Raw genomic sequence first — 18,553 nt, forward strand, 5'->3', positions numbered from 1 at the left:
ACTGCAAAACCCTGTAGGAGTGAGCCTGCTCGCGATAGCGGTGTGTCAAACAACGTTAATGTTGACTGACACACCGCTATCGCGAGCAGGCTCACTCCTACATTTGTTTTGTGGTGGCCTTAAACTTTCAACACCAACTTGCCGAAGTTCTCACCGCTGAACAATTTCATCAGCGTCTCCGGGAACGTCTCCAGGCCTTCGACGATATCTTCCTTGCTCTTGAGCTGCCCCTTGGCCATCCAGCCAGCCATTTCCTGCGCCGCGCTGGCGTATTGCGCGGCGTAATCCATCACCACAAAACCTTCCATCCGCGCACGATTGACCAGTAGCGAAAGGTAGTTGGCCGGGCCTTTGACCGCTTCCTTGTTGTTGTACTGGCTGATCGCACCGCAGATCACCACCCGCGCCTTCATGTTCAAACGGCTCAACACCGCATCGAGGATATCGCCGCCGACGTTGTCGAAATACACGTCCACGCCTTTCGGACATTCGCGTTTAAGCCCTGCCACGACATCTTCGGACTTGTAGTCGATGGCCCCGTCAAAGCCCAATTCGTCGATGAGGAATTTGCACTTGTCGGCGCCGCCGGCAATGCCGACCACACGGCAACCTTTGATCTTGGCGATCTGCCCGGCAATGCTGCCCACCGCTCCGGCTGCGCCGGACAACACCACGGTGTCACCGGCCTTCGGTGCACCGACATCCAGCAGGGCGAAGTAGGCGGTCATGCCTGTCATGCCCAGTGCCGACAAATACACCGGCAGCGGTGCCAGTTTCGGATCGACCTTGTAGAAACCTCTTGGCTCACCGAGGAAATAATCCTGCACGCCAATGGCTCCGTTGACGTAGTCCCCGACCGCGAAGCCCGGATTGTTCGACGCGATGACTTTACCCACGCCCAGCGCACGCATGACTTCGCCGATACCGACCGGCGGGATGTAGGACTTGCCTTCGTTCATCCAGCCACGCATGGCCGGGTCGAGGGACAGGTATTCGTTCTTGACCAGAATCTGGCCCGCCGCCGGTTCTCCGACCGGTACTTCCTGATAAGTGAAGGTCTCGCGGTTGGCCGCACCCACCGGGCGTTTGGCGAGCAGGAACTGACGATTGGTCTGGTTGGTCATGGCAGGCACTCGAACGGAATGAAGCCTTGTTGATAGACCCTAGGCGGCATTGGCGCAAGGTTGGCTGACGCGGCGAATGCACGCCGATCCAGTGCAGTGATAGTCACCAGCGCGGTTTTATCACTGCCATGCATGGGCGCATAAACAGCCATTGGATAGTGCTGACGCGCGGCAGATCTCAATGACTATGCTGCGAAGCTACAAATTCCCTGCAGCTATCCCTTCGAGGACATAACAATGAGCATGACGTTTTCCGGTCAGGTTGCCGTAGTCACTGGCGCGGCCAACGGCATCGGCCGTGCAACCGCGCAGGCGTTCGCCGCCGAAGGCCTGAAAGTGGTGGTCGCCGACCTGGACGCAGCAGGGGGCGAGGGCACCGTCGCGCTGATTCGTACCGCTGGCGGCGAAGCGACCTTCGTGCGTTGCAACGTGACCGTCGAAAGCGAAGTGAAGAATCTGATGGACGAGGTGATCAATGCCTACGGCCGTCTGGACTACGCCTTCAATAATGCCGGTATCGAAATCGAAAAAGGCAAACTGGCTGAAGGCTCGATGGATGAGTTCGACGCGATCATGGGGGTCAACGTCAAAGGCGTCTGGCTGTGCATGAAGTATCAACTGCCCTTGTTGCTGGCGCAGGGGGGCGGGGCAATCGTCAATACTGCGTCGGTGGCGGGGCTGGGCGCGGCGCCGAAGATGAGCATTTACGCGGCGTCGAAGCATGCGGTGATTGGCTTGACCAAATCGGCAGCCATTGAGTACGCGAAGAAGAAAATCCGCGTCAACGCTGTGTGTCCGGCGGTGATCGATACCGACATGTTCCGCCGCGCTTATGAGGCTGACCCGAAGAAAGGCGAATTCGCCAACGCGATGCACCCGGTGGGTCGCATCGGCAAGGTCGAGGAAATTGCCAGTGCCGTGTTGTACCTGTGCAGCGACGGTGCCGCCTTCACCACAGGCCACTCTCTGGCAGTGGATGGCGGCGTCACCGCATTCTGAGCAAAGCGCAATCAGAACAGCCCGCATTCGTTGCGGGCTTTTTTGTGGATCACGGTCAGTTCCGTGAAGCCCCTTAAACAATGTGTATCAAACGGTTAGAACGGTCGCTTTTGGCGGCGTTGTCGCACAGCCTGTCCGGCGCGGCTGTGATTTACTGCCGCCAGCAAAACGGACAGGAGTTTGCTTGCTCATGGAATTGAGAATTGATCGACAGGCAATGGTGCCGGTCGTGCAGCAGATTGTTGACGGACTGACGGAGTGGATCCTGCAAAATGACGTACCGCCGGCCACTCGTTTGCCCTCCGTGAGGCAAATCGCCCGGGGTAATCTGCTCAGCCAGTCGTGTGTGGTCGAGGCCTGTGAGCGGCTGGTATCGCAGGGCGTTCTAAGCACATGCCAAGGCACTGGGTTCATTGTCGCCGCCTCGCCGTCGACACTGGGCGCAGAGGATGAACTGGCGCTATTCGGAGGGCGGTATGCCTGGTGCGATGCAGTGTGCGAGACGGCTGGTGGTTTGAAGCTGGGTGCAGGTGGTCTGCCGCAAAGCTGGCGCGAGCCTGACGACCTCAGCTATGCGCTGCGCGAGGTGGCGCGCACCGATATGGCCAGTCTGTTCAACTACAGCACACCCTTTGGGCTTCCAGCGTTGCGCGAGCAGATCGTCAAGCGCCTGAAGCTGCTCAATATCGAGGCACGCAAAGCGCAGTTGCTGAGTACCTGCGGTGCCAGCCATGCGCTGGATCTGATCGTGCGTACATTGTTCAAGTCTGGAGACTGCGTGGTGGTCGAAACGCCCGGTTACGCGCCGCTGTTTGATCTACTGCGTCTGCATGGCGTGCACATGCTCGAGGTGCGTCGTACCCCGAACGGGCCGGATATCGAAGCGCTGGAGGCTGTGCTGCAACAGTTTCGCCCCGGCGCATTGTTCATCAACAGCCATCATCACAATCCTACCGGCACTTGCCTGTCGCCGAGCGTTGCGCAACGCATCCTGCAACTGAGCAAGACTTACGATTTGCGCGTGATTGAAGACGACGTCTATGCGGACTTGCATACGGACAACGGCACACGACTGGCGGCGCAGGACCATGAGGGGCGCGTCATTTACGTGGGCAGCTTTTCCAAGACGCTGAGCAGCTCGTTGCGGGTCGGGTTCGTCTGCGCCGACAGCGAAGTCGTCAGGCGTCTGGCGCAGGTCAAGATGATCAGTGGTTTGGGGGTGTCGAGGTTTTCCGAAGCGGTGCTGGCCAGTCTGATGGGCAGTGGCGCTTACCGCAAACTGGTGCAGCGTCAGCGCCAACGTTTGAATGCCGATCGCGCCGCCGCGCTGCAGGCGCTCGAGGACGCGGATTGGGAGGTGTTCGGCAAACCTGCGGGTGGGCTTTTCATTTGGGCGCGCTCGCGCATGACCGATCAGGTTCGAGTGCGTCGACACGCTCAACGCTGCGGCGTGTTGCTGTCAGCGCCTGACGCGTTCAGTCCCAGTGGTGAGTCGGGCGACTGGCTGCGCATCAACGTTGCCTATGCATGCGATCCACGCGCTCGGCAGTTTTTCCGCCACACCGGTTCGGATCGACCTCAAGTGTTCTGAAAACGACGCGGGCGTAGCTTTTTGCCATTATTCCGACGCCAGAGACTTGTGCGGGTGAGTGGCCGTTGCGACTCTTCGCTCTACTGACAATGGCAGGGGGACTACGCGCAATGATTTCGGCCATGCAAGGACGTTTTGCCAACCTCGGTATGGCGAAAAAACTGGGTATCGGGTTTGTGCTGGTTTTGCTCTTGACTGCGCTGGTGGCGGCCATTGGCGTCTGGTCCCTGCAAACCATCAGTCAGCGTTTCGACGGGCTGAAACAGATGTCTTCGCTCAACAGTGGCCTGCTCAAGGTGCGTCTGCTCGAGCAGGAATATGCCTTGCGAGGCGATCCGAAGACGGCCGATGCGTTACGTAAGGGCGTCGACGAACTGGTTGCGCTGGCTGACCAGCTCAAGGCGCAGTCGGCGGCGAATGGGCCGGTCATGAATGATGTGCAGCAGTCGCTGGGAGCCTATCGCAAGGCGTTCGATGAATTTGTGTCGTTGACTCAAGCCAAGGATCTGGCACTGGAAATGGCCAGTTGGTCGGTGTCCAGTGTGGCCAACAATCTCGACGTATTGCAAGCCGGGCTTGCCGACGACGGTGCATATACCTTGAAGGACACCGAGGGCAAGGACGGGGCGCAATTCATCGAGCAGGCCAGTCAGGTCAGCCAGGTTTCGCGCTTGATGCTGCAAGCGATGAACGAAGCACGGATTCGTTTGGATCAAAGCCGCAAGGGCGATGCCGACAGTGCCGGCAAGGGCAATATCGAACAGGCCGCACAGGCCCAGGCTCAGGCCGAAGAGCTGAAGACCACGGTCAAGGACGAGGGTTACCTCACCGTGCTCAATGAAGTGTCCGGGCATATTGCAGGTTTCAACGACAAGCTGGCCGAATACACCGGATTGCTCGCGCAGGAAAAAACCGTCTACGAGCAATTGCACCAGCGTGCCGACCAAGTGGTCGAGCGGGTGAATCAGGCTTATGTCGCTGAAGACGGCGCGATGCAGGCGGAACTGAAGGAAAACTCGCTGCTGATCATTGGTTCATCGGCGCTGGCGCTGTTGGTCGGCTTGCTCGCGGCGTGGTTGATTACCCGATTGATCGTGGCGCCATTGCGCAGCGTGATTCAAGTCGCGCAACAGATTGCCGCCGGCGACTTGAGTGCGACCGTGGAAGTGACCCGTCGTGACGAGATCGGTCAGTTGATGCTGGCGATGCAACAGATGGGGGCGGGGCTGAGTACGATTGTCAGCGGCTTGCAGGCTGGGATCGAACAATTGGCCAGTTCGGCGCAATCGTTGTCGGCGGTCACCGAGCAGACCAACCTTGAGGTCAGTAGCCAGAAGGAGGAAACCGAGCAGGTCGCCACGGCGATGAACCAGATGACCGCCACCGTGCATGACGTCGCGCGCAATGCCGAAGAGGCTGCGTTGGCCGCGCAGACGGCAGATGACAAGGTCGAGAGTGGTCAGCAAGTGGTGCGCCAGAGCATGGCGCGCATCGAGCAGTTGGCTGATTCGGCGACGTCGGCCAGTTCCAGCATCGAAAGCCTCAGTGCTGAAATCCAGAATATCGGCACGGTGCTGGGGGTGATCAAGAGTGTCGCTGAACAGACCAATCTATTGGCGCTGAATGCTGCGATCGAGGCAGCACGGGCCGGTGAGCAGGGTAGGGGCTTTGCGGTGGTGGCCGATGAGGTGCGTGCACTGGCTCGGCGTACGCAGCAATCGACTGAGGAAATTGAGCGGCTGGTGAGTGCGTTGCGCTCGGCGGCGCACGCGTCGGTGCAGCAGATTCAGAGCAGCGGCGAGTTGGTGAAGCTGGCGGTGAGTGATGCTTTGCAGACCGAGAGTGCGCTGGGGAGTATTGCGGTAGCGGTGTCGTTGATTCAGCAGATGAATCAGCAGATTGCGGCGGCGGCCGAGGAGCAGAGTTCGGTCGCGGAGGAGATCAATCGCAGTGTGACGAGTATTCGTGCGAGTGCGGATCAGTCGTCGATCGCGATGCGTGGGAATGCGGCTTCGAGTGTTGAGCTGGCGCAGTTGGGGAGTGAGTTGCGCGGGATGGTTGGGCATTTTCGGCTTTGACGCTTTGGGGTTGGCGGCCTTTGGGCCGGCCAGGCTCTTGGGGTTTTTGGGGGTATATCCGTTGCTGGGGGGGTTGCGGCTGGCGGTTCCGCCCTTACGGCGGGTCACTTTTGACAAACGCCTCAAAAGTAACCAAAAACGCTTGCTCCTACGTACGGCCCGCTCGCTGGGGCTCGGGGTTCCTTCGCTGCGGGATCGATCCGGGCGCAGCGCCTCCGGTTTGCTTCGCTGCACCTCCTCTCGCTGTGTTTGGCTGCGCCAAACGGTCGCTGCGCTCCCACGCCCGGATCAATCCCTCCACTCAGCCTTCCGACGTCGCCTTACAGATCAAAAGCTGCAGCCGAGCTAACGCTCATCCTGTTGAGTGGTGAGAAGCGACGCGGTGCGAGGTGGGCGCTGTTTTGCTTTTGCTTTTCTGTGGGAGCGAGCCTGCTCGCGAAAGCGGCCTCGCATCCATCGGGTGTCTATCGTGTTCACTCCCGCGAACCCACAAAAAAGCCACCTCTCGGTGGCTTCTCTCTCTACATCTGCGATCAGTCGTAGATCACTTTCTTCTTCCAGTCTGCATCGGCCTCTACATCTTTTAGGCCGGCAGTCAGTTGGTTCTCTTCACCTTCAACCGGTGCAATCTTGTCCATGACCTGGGCGTTGGCGCGGGCCAGCAGTTTTTCCAGGTATTGCAGTTGTTCTGCGTACATCTGCGGATCCTGCTGTTTGCGCAGGTATTGCACGCCGCGTTCGAAGGCGAGGCGGGCCTGGCCGGGCTGGTTTTGTTGCAGGGACTGTTGACCGAGGTTGTTGAAGAATTCGATGTGCAGCAACACCAGAATGTGGCGGACTTCGCGGATCCAGTGCTTGGCTTCGTTCGGCGGCAGGAAGCCGTCGTGGGCGGCGCGGGTGATCTGGCCGTGGAGGGCTTCAAGCAGGAAGCGCACGTCTTTGGCTTTGGCTTCGGTCAGGATCGGTGCCGGCGGGTTGTTGACCGGGATCGATTCGCCTTGGGCGACCAAGGCGCTTAGTTCGGTGATGCGCGCTTTTATGGTGGCGCTGGTTTTTTCCAGGTTCAGCAGGCGCTGGCAGACGTTCAATTCCAGGCGGGTCAGCAGCAGCTTGAGGGCCGGGGTCATGAACTGGCCCGGGAAGGTCTCGGTCAGTTCGCCGCAGCGGCGCAGGCGGTCGTTAAGCTCGACCTTGGTGCGGGCCTTCTCCAGTTTGTTGTTTTCCACCACATGGTTCATATAGCCAATGGCGATCAGAATTGCGATCCCGGCTATGACTAGCAGGGTGATCATGAGTGGTGTCACCGGTAAGACCTCTTTATAGGGTTCGCATGCGAGTGTAGTGGCTGGGCATTTAGCCGCCTAGCGCCGCTCGACGAGTTGGATCGGCAGGTTCAATCTGTATCGGCCGCACGCTGCTTATATGAATGCTGGCGCTGCGGGTGCAGATTGCCATCACTGTGCGGTGGACTATAACGTCTTGGCGAGTGGCAGAATATAGGCGTCAATCGTCGGGCGACGGAAAAGCCTGATTGCCGCCGTAAAGCAGGTCGAAGTCATTGATTTAAATAAATTTATATCAAGGGGTTGACGACCTCTCAATCCATCCATAGAATGCGCGCCACTTGCAGCGTAAAGCACACAGCGAAGCGCGGCAGGGAGTGAATGTTGTAGTGTGTCCCCTTCGTCTAGTGGCCTAGGACACCGCCCTTTCACGGCGGTAACAGGGGTTCGAGTCCCCTAGGGGACGCCAATGCGGGAATAGCTCAGTTGGTAGAGCACGACCTTGCCAAGGTCGGGGTCGCGAGTTCGAGTCTCGTTTCCCGCTCCAATTTTAAACAGCTCTGCTTTCGGGCGGTGCTGAGTGAAACCAGAACCCAGTCTTCGGATGCGGATCTGGACACCGAAACACACACCATGTGTTCCGGGTAGCGTGTCCCCTTCGTCTAGTGGCCTAGGACACCGCCCTTTCACGGCGGTAACAGGGGTTCGAGTCCCCTAGGGGACGCCATTTGCGGGAATAGCTCAGTTGGTAGAGCACGACCTTGCCAAGGTCGGGGTCGCGAGTTCGAGTCTCGTTTCCCGCTCCAAATTCTAAAGACGCCGCTCAGTGAGCGGCGTTTTTATTAGTGAAAGTTGTAGCCTGTGTCCCCTTCGTCTAGTGGCCTAGGACACCGCCCTTTCACGGCGGTAACAGGGGTTCGAGTCCCCTAGGGGACGCCATTGCGGGAATAGCTCAGTTGGTAGAGCACGACCTTGCCAAGGTCGGGGTCGCGAGTTCGAGTCTCGTTTCCCGCTCCATATTCACAAAAACGCCGCTCAACAGAGCGGCGTTTTTGTATGCGCGTGATTTGTGTTTGTGCCATCAGGTCATGAAGAAAAAGGCCCGTCGAAGCGATTCGACGGGCCTTTTTGCGTTTTCCGTCTGTTTACCAAGACAGCATCAAGCGCCCGGCAAACAGAATCAGCACCACGCCCATGGTGCGTTCGAACCAATGCCCCATGCGCATGAACAGCACTCGAACCCGACTGCTCGAGAAAAACAGCGCGACCACGACAAACCACAGCGCATTCACAAAACACATCCACAAACCATAGAACGCCTGGATTTGCAGAGGTGTTTCGGCGCTGATGATCGTTGTGAAAATGGCCAGGAAAAACAGCGTGGCCTTGGGGTTGGTCGCATTGGTCAGAAAACCGGTGCTGAACGCTTTGAACAGGGTTTGCTCAACCAGCGGTTCCTCGCTGGTTTTCTCACCTTCAATGGCTGACTTTGGCTTGCTGCGCAGCAGGCTGACACCCAGATACAGAATGTAAGCACCGCCAACCACTTTGGCCACGGTCAGCAACCACGGGGTGGTGTGCATCAATGCCCCTACACCCAACAGCGTGTAGAGCACGTGCACGGAAATCCCTGCGCCGATCCCCAGCGCCGTGCAGATTCCCACCAGTCGGCCGAAGCGTACGCTTTGGCGAATGGTGACCGCGAAGTCCGGGCCGGGAGCAACCACGGCCAGAAAGTGAATAGTAGCCAGCGCCAGAAACTCGCCCAGATAATTCGAATACATCTCAGCTCCAGTACGTCAGGGGTGAAGCATTGCCGCGATAGCCGACAAAAAAGGAAAGGCTCAAGCGCGGATCGGCCACGCCCGGGGTCACCGAGTGCATGCGCCGCGAATTGAACATGATGAAATCGCCGGGTTGTGGCCGGACTTCGAGGGCGGGAGGGCCGAGCAGCGCCGGTTCGATGCCATAGCTGTCACCACGCATTTCGTCGAATTGATCCGGGCTGATGTCGTCGTCCCACATCTGCAGCGCGCCGCCCTCGGTCGGCATGTTCAGATAGACGTTGCAGGCGAACTGCGCCTCCAGGCTGCGGGCCTGGAAACTGTCCGGGGCGTCTTTGGCGAAGATGTCGTGGTGGGCGAGGAAGCACACGCCTGGTTTCACCACTCGCGAAAGGCCGACATACATTTTGCGGCCGTAGAGGTTTTCCAGGTGTGCGCCAGCCGGCCAGGATTCGTCGAGCATGCAGCGCAAGGTATCGATCGGTGAGGGGTAGGGCGCGCAGCGATTGCGCAGTTCCGCGATGTTGCTGGTGGCGCGATCGAAGTAGTCCTCGATCAGCAGCGGCTGGTTTTCTGCCTCGTAAAACGCCATGCCGATGCGGCCGATGCTCGGTGCGTTGATGTAGCCCTCAAAGCCTGGAGCGAGAATCTTGTCGCCAATCTGAATGGCCAGTGGCTCAGGCAAAAAGCCTTTGACGCGGATGGCGAGGACTTCTTCGTTGGCCAGTTTTTTTATGCACGTCTCATCGAGACGCTCGACGTCTAGCATCATTTTTTTAGGTCCATCTATCGATAGTCAACGGAACCTGCGAATGCGGTTCCCCGGCGTCGGACGTTGCGTGAGGCAGCGTCCGAAATGCTCAATCCACGTGGTAGTGGACGGACAGCGTGCCCTTCTTCTGCGAAAGGGACGCGATCGTGACTGTGCCCAGATCCTTCAGGCTGCGTACATGGGTGCCGCCGCAGCCATAGGCGGGCAGGTCACCAAAACTGATTTCCCGCGCGCCTTCGCGCAGTGAGGTCAGGCGCGGCAGATCGTGCTCGATCCACTGGCCAATGCCGTATTGAACGGTCTCTGCGTCGACTTCCTGCGCGGCATCGCCGGGTTTGAATTGCACTCGGCCTTCATCCGGCCAGTGGTGCGCCTTGATCGGCGTCCAGCCCAGTGCTTGAACGAAATGCCCGATCAGGTGACCGGCTGAATGCATGCGCGTGTTGAAGTGGCGGCGCTGTTCGTCGATGCGGATACAGGTCATGCCGAGCGCCACCGGCCGGTCAACAAAATGAATGATCCGCTCTGGCTCCTGCACCACACGCATTACCTGGCTTTCGCCGATCCAGCCGGTATCACACGGCTGGCCACCGCCTTGCGGATGAAACAGTGTGGCGCGCAATACCACGGCGAATTCGTGCTCTTGGGGCGTGCAGTCGAGGACTTCCACATTGGCCTTGAGGTCATCACTATGGAAAAAGAGGCGAAGCGTCATATTCCATGCCCTTATTAAAGTTTCTTTTTTTATTATATGAATCGTGCAATAACGTGATAATCCGTTCAAACATCAAAGGACTTGTGCGCTGTGAGCATCAATCTGCCGCTACCGCTGCTCGGTGAAATGGCGATTTTCGTCAAGGTCGTGGAGACCGGCAGCTTCTCTGAAGCCGCTCGGCAACTGGGCTCATCGCCCTCAGCGGTGAGCCGCAGTATTTCGCGGCTGGAAAAAGCCTTGGCCACGCGGTTGTTGCAGCGCACCACGCGCAAGCTGCGTTTGAGTGACGGTGGCGAAGAGGTGTTCAAGCGCTGCCAGGAAATGGTCAGCGCGGCCAAATCGGTGATGGAAATCAGTGGTCAGTTTACCCATGAAGCGGAAGGTCTGGTGCGCGTCAGCGTGCCGAAAGCAGTGGGTCGCTTCGTGATCCATCCGCATATGCCTGAATTTTTGCGGCGCTACCCCAAGGTCGATGTCGAGTTGCTGCTGGAAGATCGTCAGGTCGATTTGATCGACGACCATGTCGATCTGGCGATTCGCATCACCGATCGCCCCCCGGCCGGGCTGGTTGGGCGGCAGTTACTGACCATCGACCACCTGCTCTGTGCCACGCCGCAATACCTGGCCGAACACGGCACGCCGACCCATCCCCATGATTTGCTCAATCACAGCTGTGTTTATCTGGGGGAAACTCCGAGCGATGCGCGCTGGAAATTCAAGAAAGGCAACAAAGCGGTGACGGTAGGGGTGCGTGGTCGCTATGCCGCCAATCATACGGGCGTGCGCTTGGGCGCGGTGTTGCAGCACATTGGCATCGGCAGCCTGCCGTATTTCACCGCCCGTTACGCACTTGAGCAGAAGTTGATTGTGCAGGTGCTGCCGGACTGGACTTTCCTGGCGTCCTACCATGGCGGACTGTGGTTGCTGCATTCGCCGACGCGCTATCTGCCTCCCAAGTTGCGGGTGTTTATCGACTATCTGGTGGAGTGTCTGCAGAAAGAGCCGACTTTGAGCAAGCCGGGCAAGTCTGGTAGTGCGAGTAACGCAGCCATGGCGTATGAATTACCGGAAAGCGAGGGATTGCTGTAACGCAGAAGCAAAAGATCGCAGCCTACGGCAGCTCCTACAGGGGATTGCGTGATTCCACTGTAGGAGCTGCCGAAGGCTGCGATCTTTTGATTTTCAACCAAACAGTTAAATCAGTGCTTGCTGTCCTGAGCAGACATCGCCAGCAGCTGTTTTTCCTGATTCCAGTCGAACGGTTCGTCGTTCTGTTCAGCTTCGTAACGGCGCTCTTCCAGCGCCTGATACAGGTCGATCTCTTCATCGGACAGGTAGTGCAGGCAGTCACCGGCGAAGAACCACAGCAGATCGCGCGGGATCAGGTGGGCGATCTGCGGGTAACGGCTAATCACTTGAGTCAGGATGTCCTGGCCCAGGTACTGGCTTTCGATCGGATCGATCGGCAGCGATGCGAGCAGTTCGTCGAAGCGCTCCAGGAACAGGGCATGGCTTTCTTCGGGAACCTGTTCGGCCTCACCTACGGCGACCAGGATGCTGCGCAGGTGGTCGAGTAAAACAAGATGATCGGCAACGACGTTGGACACGAGATAAGTCCTCAAGAGCAAAACGGGCGCGGGAGTATAAAGCTCCTGCGCCCTCTTGGACATGGTTGTCAGGATCAGCGGACTTTGCCCTCTGCGAGCGCCAGCTCCTCTTTGTCGAAATCATCGACGTCGATCACCTTGCGTCGCGCTGCTTCGGCATCGCGCAGGCTCTGCGCTTCCACCGGTTGCAACACTCCGGCCTCCAGTGCTGCATCGATGGCGTGTTCGCCCGCCACCGGTTTGACCTGACCGCTTTTCAGCGAAGTGTGCAGTTTTTTGTGTAATGGCTGCGCAGCATTCAGCAGATCGCTGGCGTGTTGCAGCGCGCCGACCGCATCGTCTGCCGACTGTGGGCGATAGCAACCGGCAAGCAGTTCTTCCAGCGCCGGATCGCCCTTGGCGCGACCAATGACGCCAGCCACTTCCGCTCCGAGTTTGTCCGACGGGCCTTTGTGACGACGGCCAAACGGGAAGACGATGACGCGCAGCAGGCAGCCGAACACCTTGTTGGGGAAGTTGCGCAGCAACTCATCCATTGCTCGTTCCGCCTGGCCGAGACTTTCTTCCATTGCCCATCGGAACAGCGGCTCCATGTACGCTGGCGAATCCAGATCGTGATAGCGCTTGAGCGCGGCAGAGGCCAGATACAGGTTGCTCAGCACATCTCCCAAACGGGCCGACAGACGTTCGCGACGCTTCAGTTCGCCGCCGAGCAGCATCATGCTGAAGTCGGCGAGCATGGCAAACGCCGCTGCCTGACGGTTGAGTGCGCGGAAGTAACCCTGACTGATCTTGTCGCCCGGCGCATGCTCGAAGTGGCCGAAACCCAAGTTCAGTACCAGCGTGCTGGCAGCGTTGCTCACAGCGAAACCAATGTGTTTGAGCAGCAGGCCATCGAACTCTTTCAGCGCCTGATCCTTGTCCTCACGACCCGCCAGAGCCATTTCCTTCAGCACGAATGGATGGCAACGAATCGCGCCCTGACCGAAGATCATCAGGTTGCGCGAAAGAATGTTCGCGCCTTCCACGGTGATGAAGATCGGCGCACCGTTCCAGCTGCGCCCGAGGTAGTTGTTCGGCCCCATGATGATCGCCTTACCGCCGTGCACGTCCATGGCGTGGCTGATGCACTCGCGGCCGCGCTCGGTGAGGTGGTACTTGAGGATCGCCGAAAGCACCGAGGGTTTCTCACCGAGATCCACTGCGTTGGCGGTGAGCATCCGTGCCGCGTCCATCATCCACGCGTTGCCGCCGATGCGCGCCATGGCTTCCTGAATACCTTCGAAGGCCGACAGCGGTACATTGAACTGTTCACGAATCTGCGCGTACTGACCAGTTACCAGACTGGTGAATTTGGCTGCCCCGGTACCGACTGCCGGCAACGAGATCGAACGGCCCACCGACAGACAGTTCATCAGCATCATCCAGCCCTTGCCGAGCATTTCCTGACCGCCGATGAGGAAGTCCAGCGGGATGAACACGTCCTTGCCCGAGTTCGGGCCGTTCATAAATGCCGCGCCCAACGGTAGGTGACGGCGACCGATTTCGACGCCAGCGGTATCGGTCGGGATCAGTGCGAGACTGATGCCGAGGTCTTCCTTGTCACCGAGCAGGTGCTCCGGGTCATACGCCTTGAACGCCAGACCGAGAAGGGTGGCCACGGGGCCAAGAGTGATGTAACGCTTTTCCCAGTTCAGGCGCAGTCCGATGACTTCCTGACCTTTCCACTGACCTTTGCAGATGATGCCGGTGTCGGGCATCGCGCCGGCATCAGAACCCGCAAGCGGGCCGGTGAGGGCGAAGCACGGGATGTCATCGCCACGGGCCAGGCGTGGCAAGTAGTGATTGCGTTGTTCGTCGGTGCCGTAATGCAACAGCAGTTCGGCCGGGCCGAGTGAGTTAGGCACCATCACGGTGGAGGCGAGGTCACCGCTGCGTGTGGCCAGTTTCATTGCCACTTGCGAGTGAGCGTAAGCAGAGAACCCCTTACCACCGAATTCTTTCGGAATGATCAGGGCAAAAAAGCCGTGTTCCTTGATGTGCGCCCAGGCTTCCGGCGGCAAGTCCATCGACTGGCCGATCTGCCAGTCAGTGACCATCGCGCAGAGTTCTTCAGTCGGGCCATCAATGAAGGCCTGTTCTTCTTCGCTCAGTTGCGCCTTGGGATAGGCCAGCAGTTTGTCCCAGTCCGGACGGCCGCTGAACAGCTCGCCATCCCACCAGACAGTGCCGGCATCGATTGCGTCGCGTTCGGTCTGCGACATGGGCGGCAGGGTTTTCTGAAACCAGTTGAACAGCGGCGCCGTGAAATGCTTGCGGCGCAGGTCAGGCAGCAGCAACGGTGCAGCGACCACCGCCAGCAGGACCCAGAACACCAGCAACAGCCATCCCGGCGCATGACTGAAAATACCCATCGCCAGCAAGTAGGTGGCAACGATGCCCAACGCGGGCAGAGGCGAAATACGCCGGTGGGCGAGATATGCCACGCCAACGATCAAAACCAGTATCCACAACAACAGCATATTCAGTCCTCCGTGAACCAAGGCAAATCGACCCTCCAGAGCTTAGACGGCATCTGTAAAACCGGGCGGTCAGACCAAGGTGATTGAAATCGTGGGAAACCCCGGATGGTTTTCGTAGGTTCGGTGGGCAACACGTGTGGGAAATCGTTCGCCGATCCCGCGTCTTTGCGTCCAAGTTTGGCCGAAACGTCGTTATCTCTGTGCTGAAGCTGTCGCTAGACTCGGGACTCACCCAGGAGATTGTCGTCATGCACGAGTATCTGAGCCCCGGCCGCTTCATCGATAGTGACCACCCGGCGGTGGTGGAGTTCGCCGAACAGCATCGGGGCGCCAGCCGCGATCCGCTTGAGCAGGCGATCAATCTTTATTACGCAGTACGTGAGGCGGTGCGCTACAACCCTTACACCTTCAGCCGTGATCCGCAGACTTTGTGTGGCAGTTATGCATTGGCGACGGCGGAGAGTTATTGCGTACCGAAAGCCACGCTGCTGGCGGGCTGCGCGCGGCATTGCGGAATCGCGGCGCGGATCGGCCTGGCCGATGTGAAAAATCACCTGTCGACCCCGCGTCTGCTCCAGTTATTGAAAAGCGACATGTTCGCCATGCACGGCTACACCGAGTTTTTTCTCAATGATCGCTGGGTCAAAGCCACCCCGGCGTTCAACCAGAAGCTCTGCGAGCTGTTCAACGTCGCGCCACTGGAGTTCGACGGCATCAACGACAGCGTTTTCCACCCGTTCAACCGCGACGGTGCACAGTTGATGGAGTATCTGGTCGATCACGGACAATTCGCCGATGTACCGGAGACGTTCTTCTTCGAACATCTGCAAAAGTGCTATCCGCATCTGTTCACTGATGAGCAGCCGCAACTGCTGGGCGATATGCAGAGTGATTTGAGCCGCGTCTGATCCGGCGTATGCTGCCTGCCCACGCATTTGCAAAGAGGCGGTCATGCTGAAGATCTGGGGACGGAAAAACTCATCGAATGTCAGGAAGCCATTGTGGGCCGCCGAGGAGCTCGGTCTGGCTTACGAGGCGATCGATGCCGGTGGCGCATTCGGCGTAGTCGACACACCTGAGTACCGGGCGATGAACCCGAACGGTCGGGTGCCAGTGATCGAAGACGACGGTTTCGTGCTGTGGGAATCCAACGCCATCGTGCGTTATCTGCTGGCCAAGCATGCGCCTGATAGCGCTTGGTATCCGGCCGATCCGCAAGCCCGCGCCATCGCCGACAAGTGGATGGACTGGACCACGTCGAGTTTTGCCGGGCCATTCCGCACGGTGTTCTGGGGCGTCTTGCGCACCCCGGCGGACAAGCAGGACTGGCCAGCGATCAACGCCGCGATCAAGGAATGCAGCGAGTTGCTGAGCATGGCCGAAGAGGCGTTGGCCAGCCAACCGTATCTTTCCGGCCAAGACATCGGCATGGGCGATATCCCGCTCGGCAGTTTCATTTATGCCTGGTTCGAGATGCCCATCGAACGCGCCCCGCAAGCGCATGTGCAGGCTTGGTACGAGCGCCTGAAGCAGCGTCCGGCCTACCAGAAAGCAGTCATGACCGCGTTGACTTAATACCTACTATCGACACACTTGACTGTACTTGTACGGCGGTGGCAAGCACCATTGCGCACTTGCGCTGCGGTTCGATCTTTCGCCGCCGTCTCCTTTTTTCCTTCAATGGTGCGTAAATCAGATATGAGTTCCGCTCTGTCCATCCGGCAGCTAACCAAAACCTACGGCAACGGGTTCCAGGCCTTGAGTGGTATCGATCTGGACGTCGCCGAAGGTGACTTTTTCGCCTTGCTCGGCCCCAACGGTGCCGGCAAATCCACGACCATCGGCATTCTCTCGACCCTGGTCAACAAGACCAGCGGTACGGTGAATATCTTCGGTCATGACCTGGACAAGAATCCTGCGCAGCTCAAGCGCTCGATCGGCGTGGTGCCCCAGGAATTCAACTTCAATCAGTTCGAAAAGACTTTCGACATCGTCGTGACCCAGGCCGGTTACTACGGCATTCCGGCGAAAATCGCCAAGGAACGCGCCGAGCAGTACCTCACTCAATTGGGCCTGTGGGACAAGCGCGACGTGCCGTCGCGGTCGTTGTCCGGCGGCATGAAGCGCCGTTTGATGATCGCCCGTGCGCTGGTCCATGAACCACGTCTGCTGATCCTCGATGAACCGACCGCAGGCGTCGATATCGAGCTGCGCCGGTCGATGTGGACGTTCCTCACCGAACTGAACCAGAAAGGCATCACCATTATCCTCACCACGCACTATCTGGAAGAGGCTGAGCAGCTGTGCCGCAACATCGGCATCATCGACCACGGCACCATCGTCGAAAACACCAGCATGAAACAATTGCTCGGCCAGCTGCACGTGGAAACCTTCTTGCTGGACCTGAAAAACGACTTGAGCGTCGCGCCGCAACTGCTCGGATATCCGGCCCGGTTGATCGACAGCCATACCCTGGAAGTCCAGGTCGACAAATCCATGGGCATCACGGCGTTGTTCACTCAGTTGGCGCAGCAGAACATCGAAGTATTGAGCCTGCGTAACAAAACCAATCGCCTCGAGGAGCTGTTCGTGTCCCTGGTGGAGAAAAATCTGTCGAAGGTGGCGGTATGAGTTCCGAATTCCGTCCCAACCTCGTCGCGCTGCAGACCATTGTTTACCGCGAGGTCAAACGTTTCACGCGGATCTGGCCGCAGACCCTGCTGCCGCCAGCGATCACTATGGTTCTGTACTTTGTGATCTTCGGTAACCTGATCGGCCGGCAGATCGGCGACATGGGTGGCTTCACCTACATGGAGTACATCGTGCCGGGGCTGATCATGATGTCGGTGATTACCAACTCCTACGGCAATGTCGTCTCGAGTTTCTTCGGCAGCAAGTTCCAGCGCTCCATCGAAGAGCTGATGGTCTCGCCGGTGTCGCCGCACACGATTCTGATCGGCTTCACCATTGGCGGTGTGTTGCGTGGCCTGATGGTCGGCGTGATCGTGACGATTCTGTCGCTGTTCTTCACCCATCTGCAGGTGCATCACCTCGGTGTGACTATTCTCGTGGTGGTGCTGACGGCGACGATCTTCTCGCTGCTGGGCTTCATCAACGCGGTGTTTGCGCGCAACTTCGATGATATTTCAATCATCCCGACCTTTGTGCTGACGCCGCTGACCTATCTGGGTGGGGTGTTCTATTCGATCACGCTGCTGCCGCCATTCTGGCAAACCGTGTCGCTGGCCAACCCGGTGTTGCACATGGTCAACGCCTTCCGTTACGGCATTCTCGGTGTGTCAGATATCAAGATCGGCATTGCGATCACCTTTATGCTGGTGGCGACGGTGGTGCTGTATCTCGGTTGTGCACGGTTGCTGGTGAGTGGGCGCGGGATGCGTACCTGACTCCAGACCGAGTCGTGGCCATCGCGAGCAGGCTCACTCCTACAGGGGAACGCATTCCAATGTAGGAGTGAGCCTGCTCGCGATAGGGCCAATCCAGACGCCACAAATCAAAACGGCCTCCCACTGCGGAGGCCGTTTTGCATTCAGCGCATGCGGCTTTTCTTGCGCCGCGCCCATTGCCGCGCGACCCACCAACGCCAATACATCATCACCAGGCAATAGGCGAGGGCGCCAAGCACCAGCCCTACCACTACCGAACCGAGCAAGAACGGCTGCCACAACGTCGACAACTCGCCGCTGATCCATTCCCAGGTCAGCTCATCTGGAAGATGCCGGGCAGGCACGTCCATCAAAAACGCCCCAGCCTGATACGTACAGAAGAACACCGCCGGCATGGTGATCGGATTGGTCAGCCACACCAGGCTGACCGCAATCGGCATGTTCCCCCGCACCATGACGGCGAGGGCGGCGGCCACCAGCATCTGCGCCGGAATCGGCAGGAACGCAGCAAACAGGCCGACCGCCATCGCCCGGGCGACCGAGTGGCGATTGAGGTGCCAGAGATTCGGGTCATGCAGCAACTTGCCGAGAAAGCGTAAGGATTTGTGTTCCCTGATGCTCGTCGGGTCGGGCATGTAACGTTTGAATAAGCGCCGGGGCATAAGGCTTCT

Annotated in this window: 17 protein-coding genes, 6 tRNA genes and 1 pseudogene; 15 read left to right on the forward strand and 9 right to left on the reverse strand. The window is 58.6% G+C overall.

Features of this window, described 5'->3' with window-relative positions; genetic code table 11:
- Positions 1–119: 119 nt before the first annotated feature.
- The gene (locus tag ACOYXE_RS01230) at positions 120–1,124 is read right to left on the reverse strand and encodes an NADP-dependent oxidoreductase (RefSeq protein WP_122604964.1); all 1,005 of its coding nucleotides are present in this window, start codon (positions 1,122–1,124) and stop codon (positions 120–122) included.
- Positions 1,121–1,276 carry a hypothetical protein gene (locus ACOYXE_RS01235; RefSeq protein WP_160059037.1) on the reverse strand — a complete coding sequence of 52 codons (156 nt, stop codon included), beginning with the start codon at positions 1,274–1,276 and terminating at the stop codon, positions 1,121–1,123. Before ACOYXE_RS01235 ends, ACOYXE_RS01230 begins: the two co-directional genes overlap by 4 nt.
- Before the next feature lie 85 nt (positions 1,277–1,361).
- On the opposite strand from ACOYXE_RS01235, the gene ACOYXE_RS01240 reads away from it, so the two are divergent.
- The 4 genes and pseudogenes from ACOYXE_RS01240 (at position 1,362) to ACOYXE_RS01255 (ending at position 5,792) form a co-directional block, all read left to right on the forward strand.
- A complete protein-coding gene (locus ACOYXE_RS01240; RefSeq protein WP_160059036.1) occupies positions 1,362–2,123 on the forward strand; it encodes an SDR family oxidoreductase in 762 nt (253 codons plus the stop codon).
- 190 nt (positions 2,124–2,313) lie between these two features.
- On the forward strand, positions 2,314–3,714 hold the full coding sequence (locus ACOYXE_RS01245; RefSeq protein WP_160059035.1) for an aminotransferase-like domain-containing protein: 1,401 nt from the start codon (positions 2,314–2,316) through the stop codon (positions 3,712–3,714).
- 992 nt (positions 3,715–4,706) lie between these two features.
- Positions 4,707–4,883, forward strand: a pseudogene (locus tag ACOYXE_RS01250) (HAMP domain-containing protein); the annotation flags it as partial.
- A 204-nt stretch (positions 4,884–5,087) separates the two neighbouring features.
- The gene (locus ACOYXE_RS01255) at positions 5,088–5,792 is read left to right on the forward strand and encodes a methyl-accepting chemotaxis protein (protein WP_460929764.1); all 705 of its coding nucleotides are present in this window, start codon (positions 5,088–5,090) and stop codon (positions 5,790–5,792) included.
- Positions 5,793–6,325: 533 nt separating this feature from the next.
- Here ACOYXE_RS01255 and ACOYXE_RS01260 read toward each other — a convergent pair.
- Positions 6,326–7,084, reverse strand: coding sequence for a hypothetical protein (locus tag ACOYXE_RS01260; protein ID WP_174244474.1), 759 nt, complete (start codon positions 7,082–7,084; stop codon positions 6,326–6,328).
- Between the two features lie 384 nt (positions 7,085–7,468).
- Between ACOYXE_RS01260 and ACOYXE_RS01265 the strand changes: the two genes are divergently transcribed.
- The 6 genes from ACOYXE_RS01265 (at position 7,469) to ACOYXE_RS01290 (ending at position 8,092) form a co-directional block, all read left to right on the forward strand.
- Positions 7,469–7,544, forward strand: a tRNA-Glu gene (locus ACOYXE_RS01265).
- A gap of 2 nt (positions 7,545–7,546) precedes the next feature.
- Positions 7,547–7,622: transfer RNA gene (locus ACOYXE_RS01270), tRNA-Gly, on the forward strand.
- Positions 7,623–7,726: 104 nt separating this feature from the next.
- Positions 7,727–7,802, forward strand: a tRNA-Glu gene (locus ACOYXE_RS01275).
- Positions 7,803–7,805: 3 nt separating this feature from the next.
- A tRNA-Gly gene (locus tag ACOYXE_RS01280) sits at positions 7,806–7,881 on the forward strand.
- Positions 7,882–7,938: 57 nt separating this feature from the next.
- Positions 7,939–8,014 (forward strand) — tRNA-Glu (locus ACOYXE_RS01285).
- 2 nt (positions 8,015–8,016) lie between these two features.
- A tRNA-Gly gene (locus tag ACOYXE_RS01290) sits at positions 8,017–8,092 on the forward strand.
- Between the two features lie 128 nt (positions 8,093–8,220).
- Here ACOYXE_RS01290 and ACOYXE_RS01295 read toward each other — a convergent pair.
- The 3 genes from ACOYXE_RS01295 to ACOYXE_RS01305 all read right to left on the reverse strand — a co-directional run bounded on the left by ACOYXE_RS01295 (position 8,221) and on the right by ACOYXE_RS01305 (position 10,346).
- Positions 8,221–8,859: a LysE family translocator gene (locus ACOYXE_RS01295; protein ID WP_160059032.1), complete on the reverse strand. Its 639-nt coding sequence runs from the start codon at positions 8,857–8,859 to the stop codon at positions 8,221–8,223.
- A 1-nt stretch (position 8,860) separates the two neighbouring features.
- Entirely contained in the window at positions 8,861–9,631 is a 771-nt protein-coding gene (locus ACOYXE_RS01300) for a 2OG-Fe(II) oxygenase (protein ID WP_160059031.1), read from the reverse strand.
- 88 nt (positions 9,632–9,719) lie between these two features.
- Entirely contained in the window at positions 9,720–10,346 is a 627-nt protein-coding gene (locus ACOYXE_RS01305; RefSeq protein ID WP_160059030.1) for an alanyl-tRNA editing protein, read from the reverse strand.
- 90 nt (positions 10,347–10,436) lie between these two features.
- On the opposite strand from ACOYXE_RS01305, the gene ACOYXE_RS01310 reads away from it, so the two are divergent.
- On the forward strand, positions 10,437–11,435 hold the full coding sequence (locus ACOYXE_RS01310; protein WP_160059029.1) for a LysR family transcriptional regulator: 999 nt from the start codon (positions 10,437–10,439) through the stop codon (positions 11,433–11,435).
- Positions 11,436–11,545: 110 nt separating this feature from the next.
- Here the strand turns inward: ACOYXE_RS01310 and ACOYXE_RS01315 are convergent, their stop codons facing one another.
- Complete coding sequence (locus ACOYXE_RS01315) at positions 11,546–11,953, reverse strand: PA2817 family protein (protein WP_039760212.1); 408 nt, start codon at positions 11,951–11,953, stop codon at positions 11,546–11,548.
- A gap of 74 nt (positions 11,954–12,027) precedes the next feature.
- Entirely contained in the window at positions 12,028–14,475 is a 2,448-nt protein-coding gene (locus ACOYXE_RS01320; protein ID WP_460927406.1) for an acyl-CoA dehydrogenase, read from the reverse strand.
- 248 nt (positions 14,476–14,723) lie between these two features.
- On the opposite strand from ACOYXE_RS01320, the gene ACOYXE_RS01325 reads away from it, so the two are divergent.
- The 4 genes from ACOYXE_RS01325 (at position 14,724) to ACOYXE_RS01340 (ending at position 17,882) form a co-directional block, all read left to right on the forward strand.
- The gene (locus tag ACOYXE_RS01325; protein WP_405123082.1) at positions 14,724–15,383 is read left to right on the forward strand and encodes a transglutaminase-like domain-containing protein; all 660 of its coding nucleotides are present in this window, start codon (positions 14,724–14,726) and stop codon (positions 15,381–15,383) included.
- 43 nt (positions 15,384–15,426) lie between these two features.
- Complete coding sequence (locus tag ACOYXE_RS01330; RefSeq protein WP_460927408.1) at positions 15,427–16,050, forward strand: glutathione S-transferase family protein; 624 nt, start codon at positions 15,427–15,429, stop codon at positions 16,048–16,050.
- Positions 16,051–16,173: 123 nt separating this feature from the next.
- A complete protein-coding gene (locus ACOYXE_RS01335; RefSeq protein ID WP_160059025.1) occupies positions 16,174–17,106 on the forward strand; it encodes an ABC transporter ATP-binding protein in 933 nt (310 codons plus the stop codon).
- The gene (locus tag ACOYXE_RS01340) at positions 17,103–17,882 is read left to right on the forward strand and encodes an ABC transporter permease (protein WP_008087860.1); all 780 of its coding nucleotides are present in this window, start codon (positions 17,103–17,105) and stop codon (positions 17,880–17,882) included. Before ACOYXE_RS01335 ends, ACOYXE_RS01340 begins: the two co-directional genes overlap by 4 nt.
- A 143-nt stretch (positions 17,883–18,025) precedes the next feature.
- Here ACOYXE_RS01340 and ACOYXE_RS01345 read toward each other — a convergent pair whose 3' ends face one another.
- A complete protein-coding gene (locus ACOYXE_RS01345) occupies positions 18,026–18,544 on the reverse strand; it encodes a DUF2062 domain-containing protein (RefSeq protein WP_007908202.1) in 519 nt (172 codons plus the stop codon).
- Between the last annotated feature and the right edge of the window lie 9 nt (positions 18,545–18,553).

The organism is Pseudomonas sp. MC6 (assembly GCF_054790575.1).

Excerpts from the sequence above, each read along its gene's own strand:
- ACOYXE_RS01230 (WP_122604964.1), bottom strand. The coding sequence starts at position 1,124 with ATGACCAACCAGACCAATCGTCAGTTCCTGCTCGCCAAACGCCCGGTG.
- ACOYXE_RS01235 (WP_160059037.1), bottom strand. The coding sequence starts at position 1,276 with ATGGCTGTTTATGCGCCCATGCATGGCAGTGATAAAACCGCGCTGGTG.
- ACOYXE_RS01240 (WP_160059036.1), top strand. The coding sequence starts at position 1,362 with ATGAGCATGACGTTTTCCGGTCAGGTTGCCGTAGTCACTGGCGCGGCC.
- ACOYXE_RS01245 (WP_160059035.1), top strand. The coding sequence starts at position 2,314 with ATGGAATTGAGAATTGATCGACAGGCAATGGTGCCGGTCGTGCAGCAG.
- ACOYXE_RS01255 (WP_460929764.1), top strand. The coding sequence starts at position 5,088 with ATGACCGCCACCGTGCATGACGTCGCGCGCAATGCCGAAGAGGCTGCG.
- ACOYXE_RS01260 (WP_174244474.1), bottom strand. The coding sequence starts at position 7,084 with ATGATCACCCTGCTAGTCATAGCCGGGATCGCAATTCTGATCGCCATT.
- ACOYXE_RS01295 (WP_160059032.1), bottom strand. The coding sequence starts at position 8,859 with ATGTATTCGAATTATCTGGGCGAGTTTCTGGCGCTGGCTACTATTCAC.
- ACOYXE_RS01300 (WP_160059031.1), bottom strand. The coding sequence starts at position 9,631 with ATGATGCTAGACGTCGAGCGTCTCGATGAGACGTGCATAAAAAAACTG.
- ACOYXE_RS01305 (WP_160059030.1), bottom strand. The coding sequence starts at position 10,346 with ATGACGCTTCGCCTCTTTTTCCATAGTGATGACCTCAAGGCCAATGTG.
- ACOYXE_RS01320 (WP_460927406.1), bottom strand. The coding sequence starts at position 14,475 with ATGCTGTTGTTGTGGATACTGGTTTTGATCGTTGGCGTGGCATATCTC.
- ACOYXE_RS01325 (WP_405123082.1), top strand. The coding sequence starts at position 14,724 with ATGCACGAGTATCTGAGCCCCGGCCGCTTCATCGATAGTGACCACCCG.
- ACOYXE_RS01330 (WP_460927408.1), top strand. The coding sequence starts at position 15,427 with ATGCTGAAGATCTGGGGACGGAAAAACTCATCGAATGTCAGGAAGCCA.
- ACOYXE_RS01335 (WP_160059025.1), top strand. The coding sequence starts at position 16,174 with ATGAGTTCCGCTCTGTCCATCCGGCAGCTAACCAAAACCTACGGCAAC.
- ACOYXE_RS01340 (WP_008087860.1), top strand. The coding sequence starts at position 17,103 with ATGAGTTCCGAATTCCGTCCCAACCTCGTCGCGCTGCAGACCATTGTT.
- ACOYXE_RS01345 (WP_007908202.1), bottom strand. The coding sequence starts at position 18,544 with ATGCCCCGGCGCTTATTCAAACGTTACATGCCCGACCCGACGAGCATC.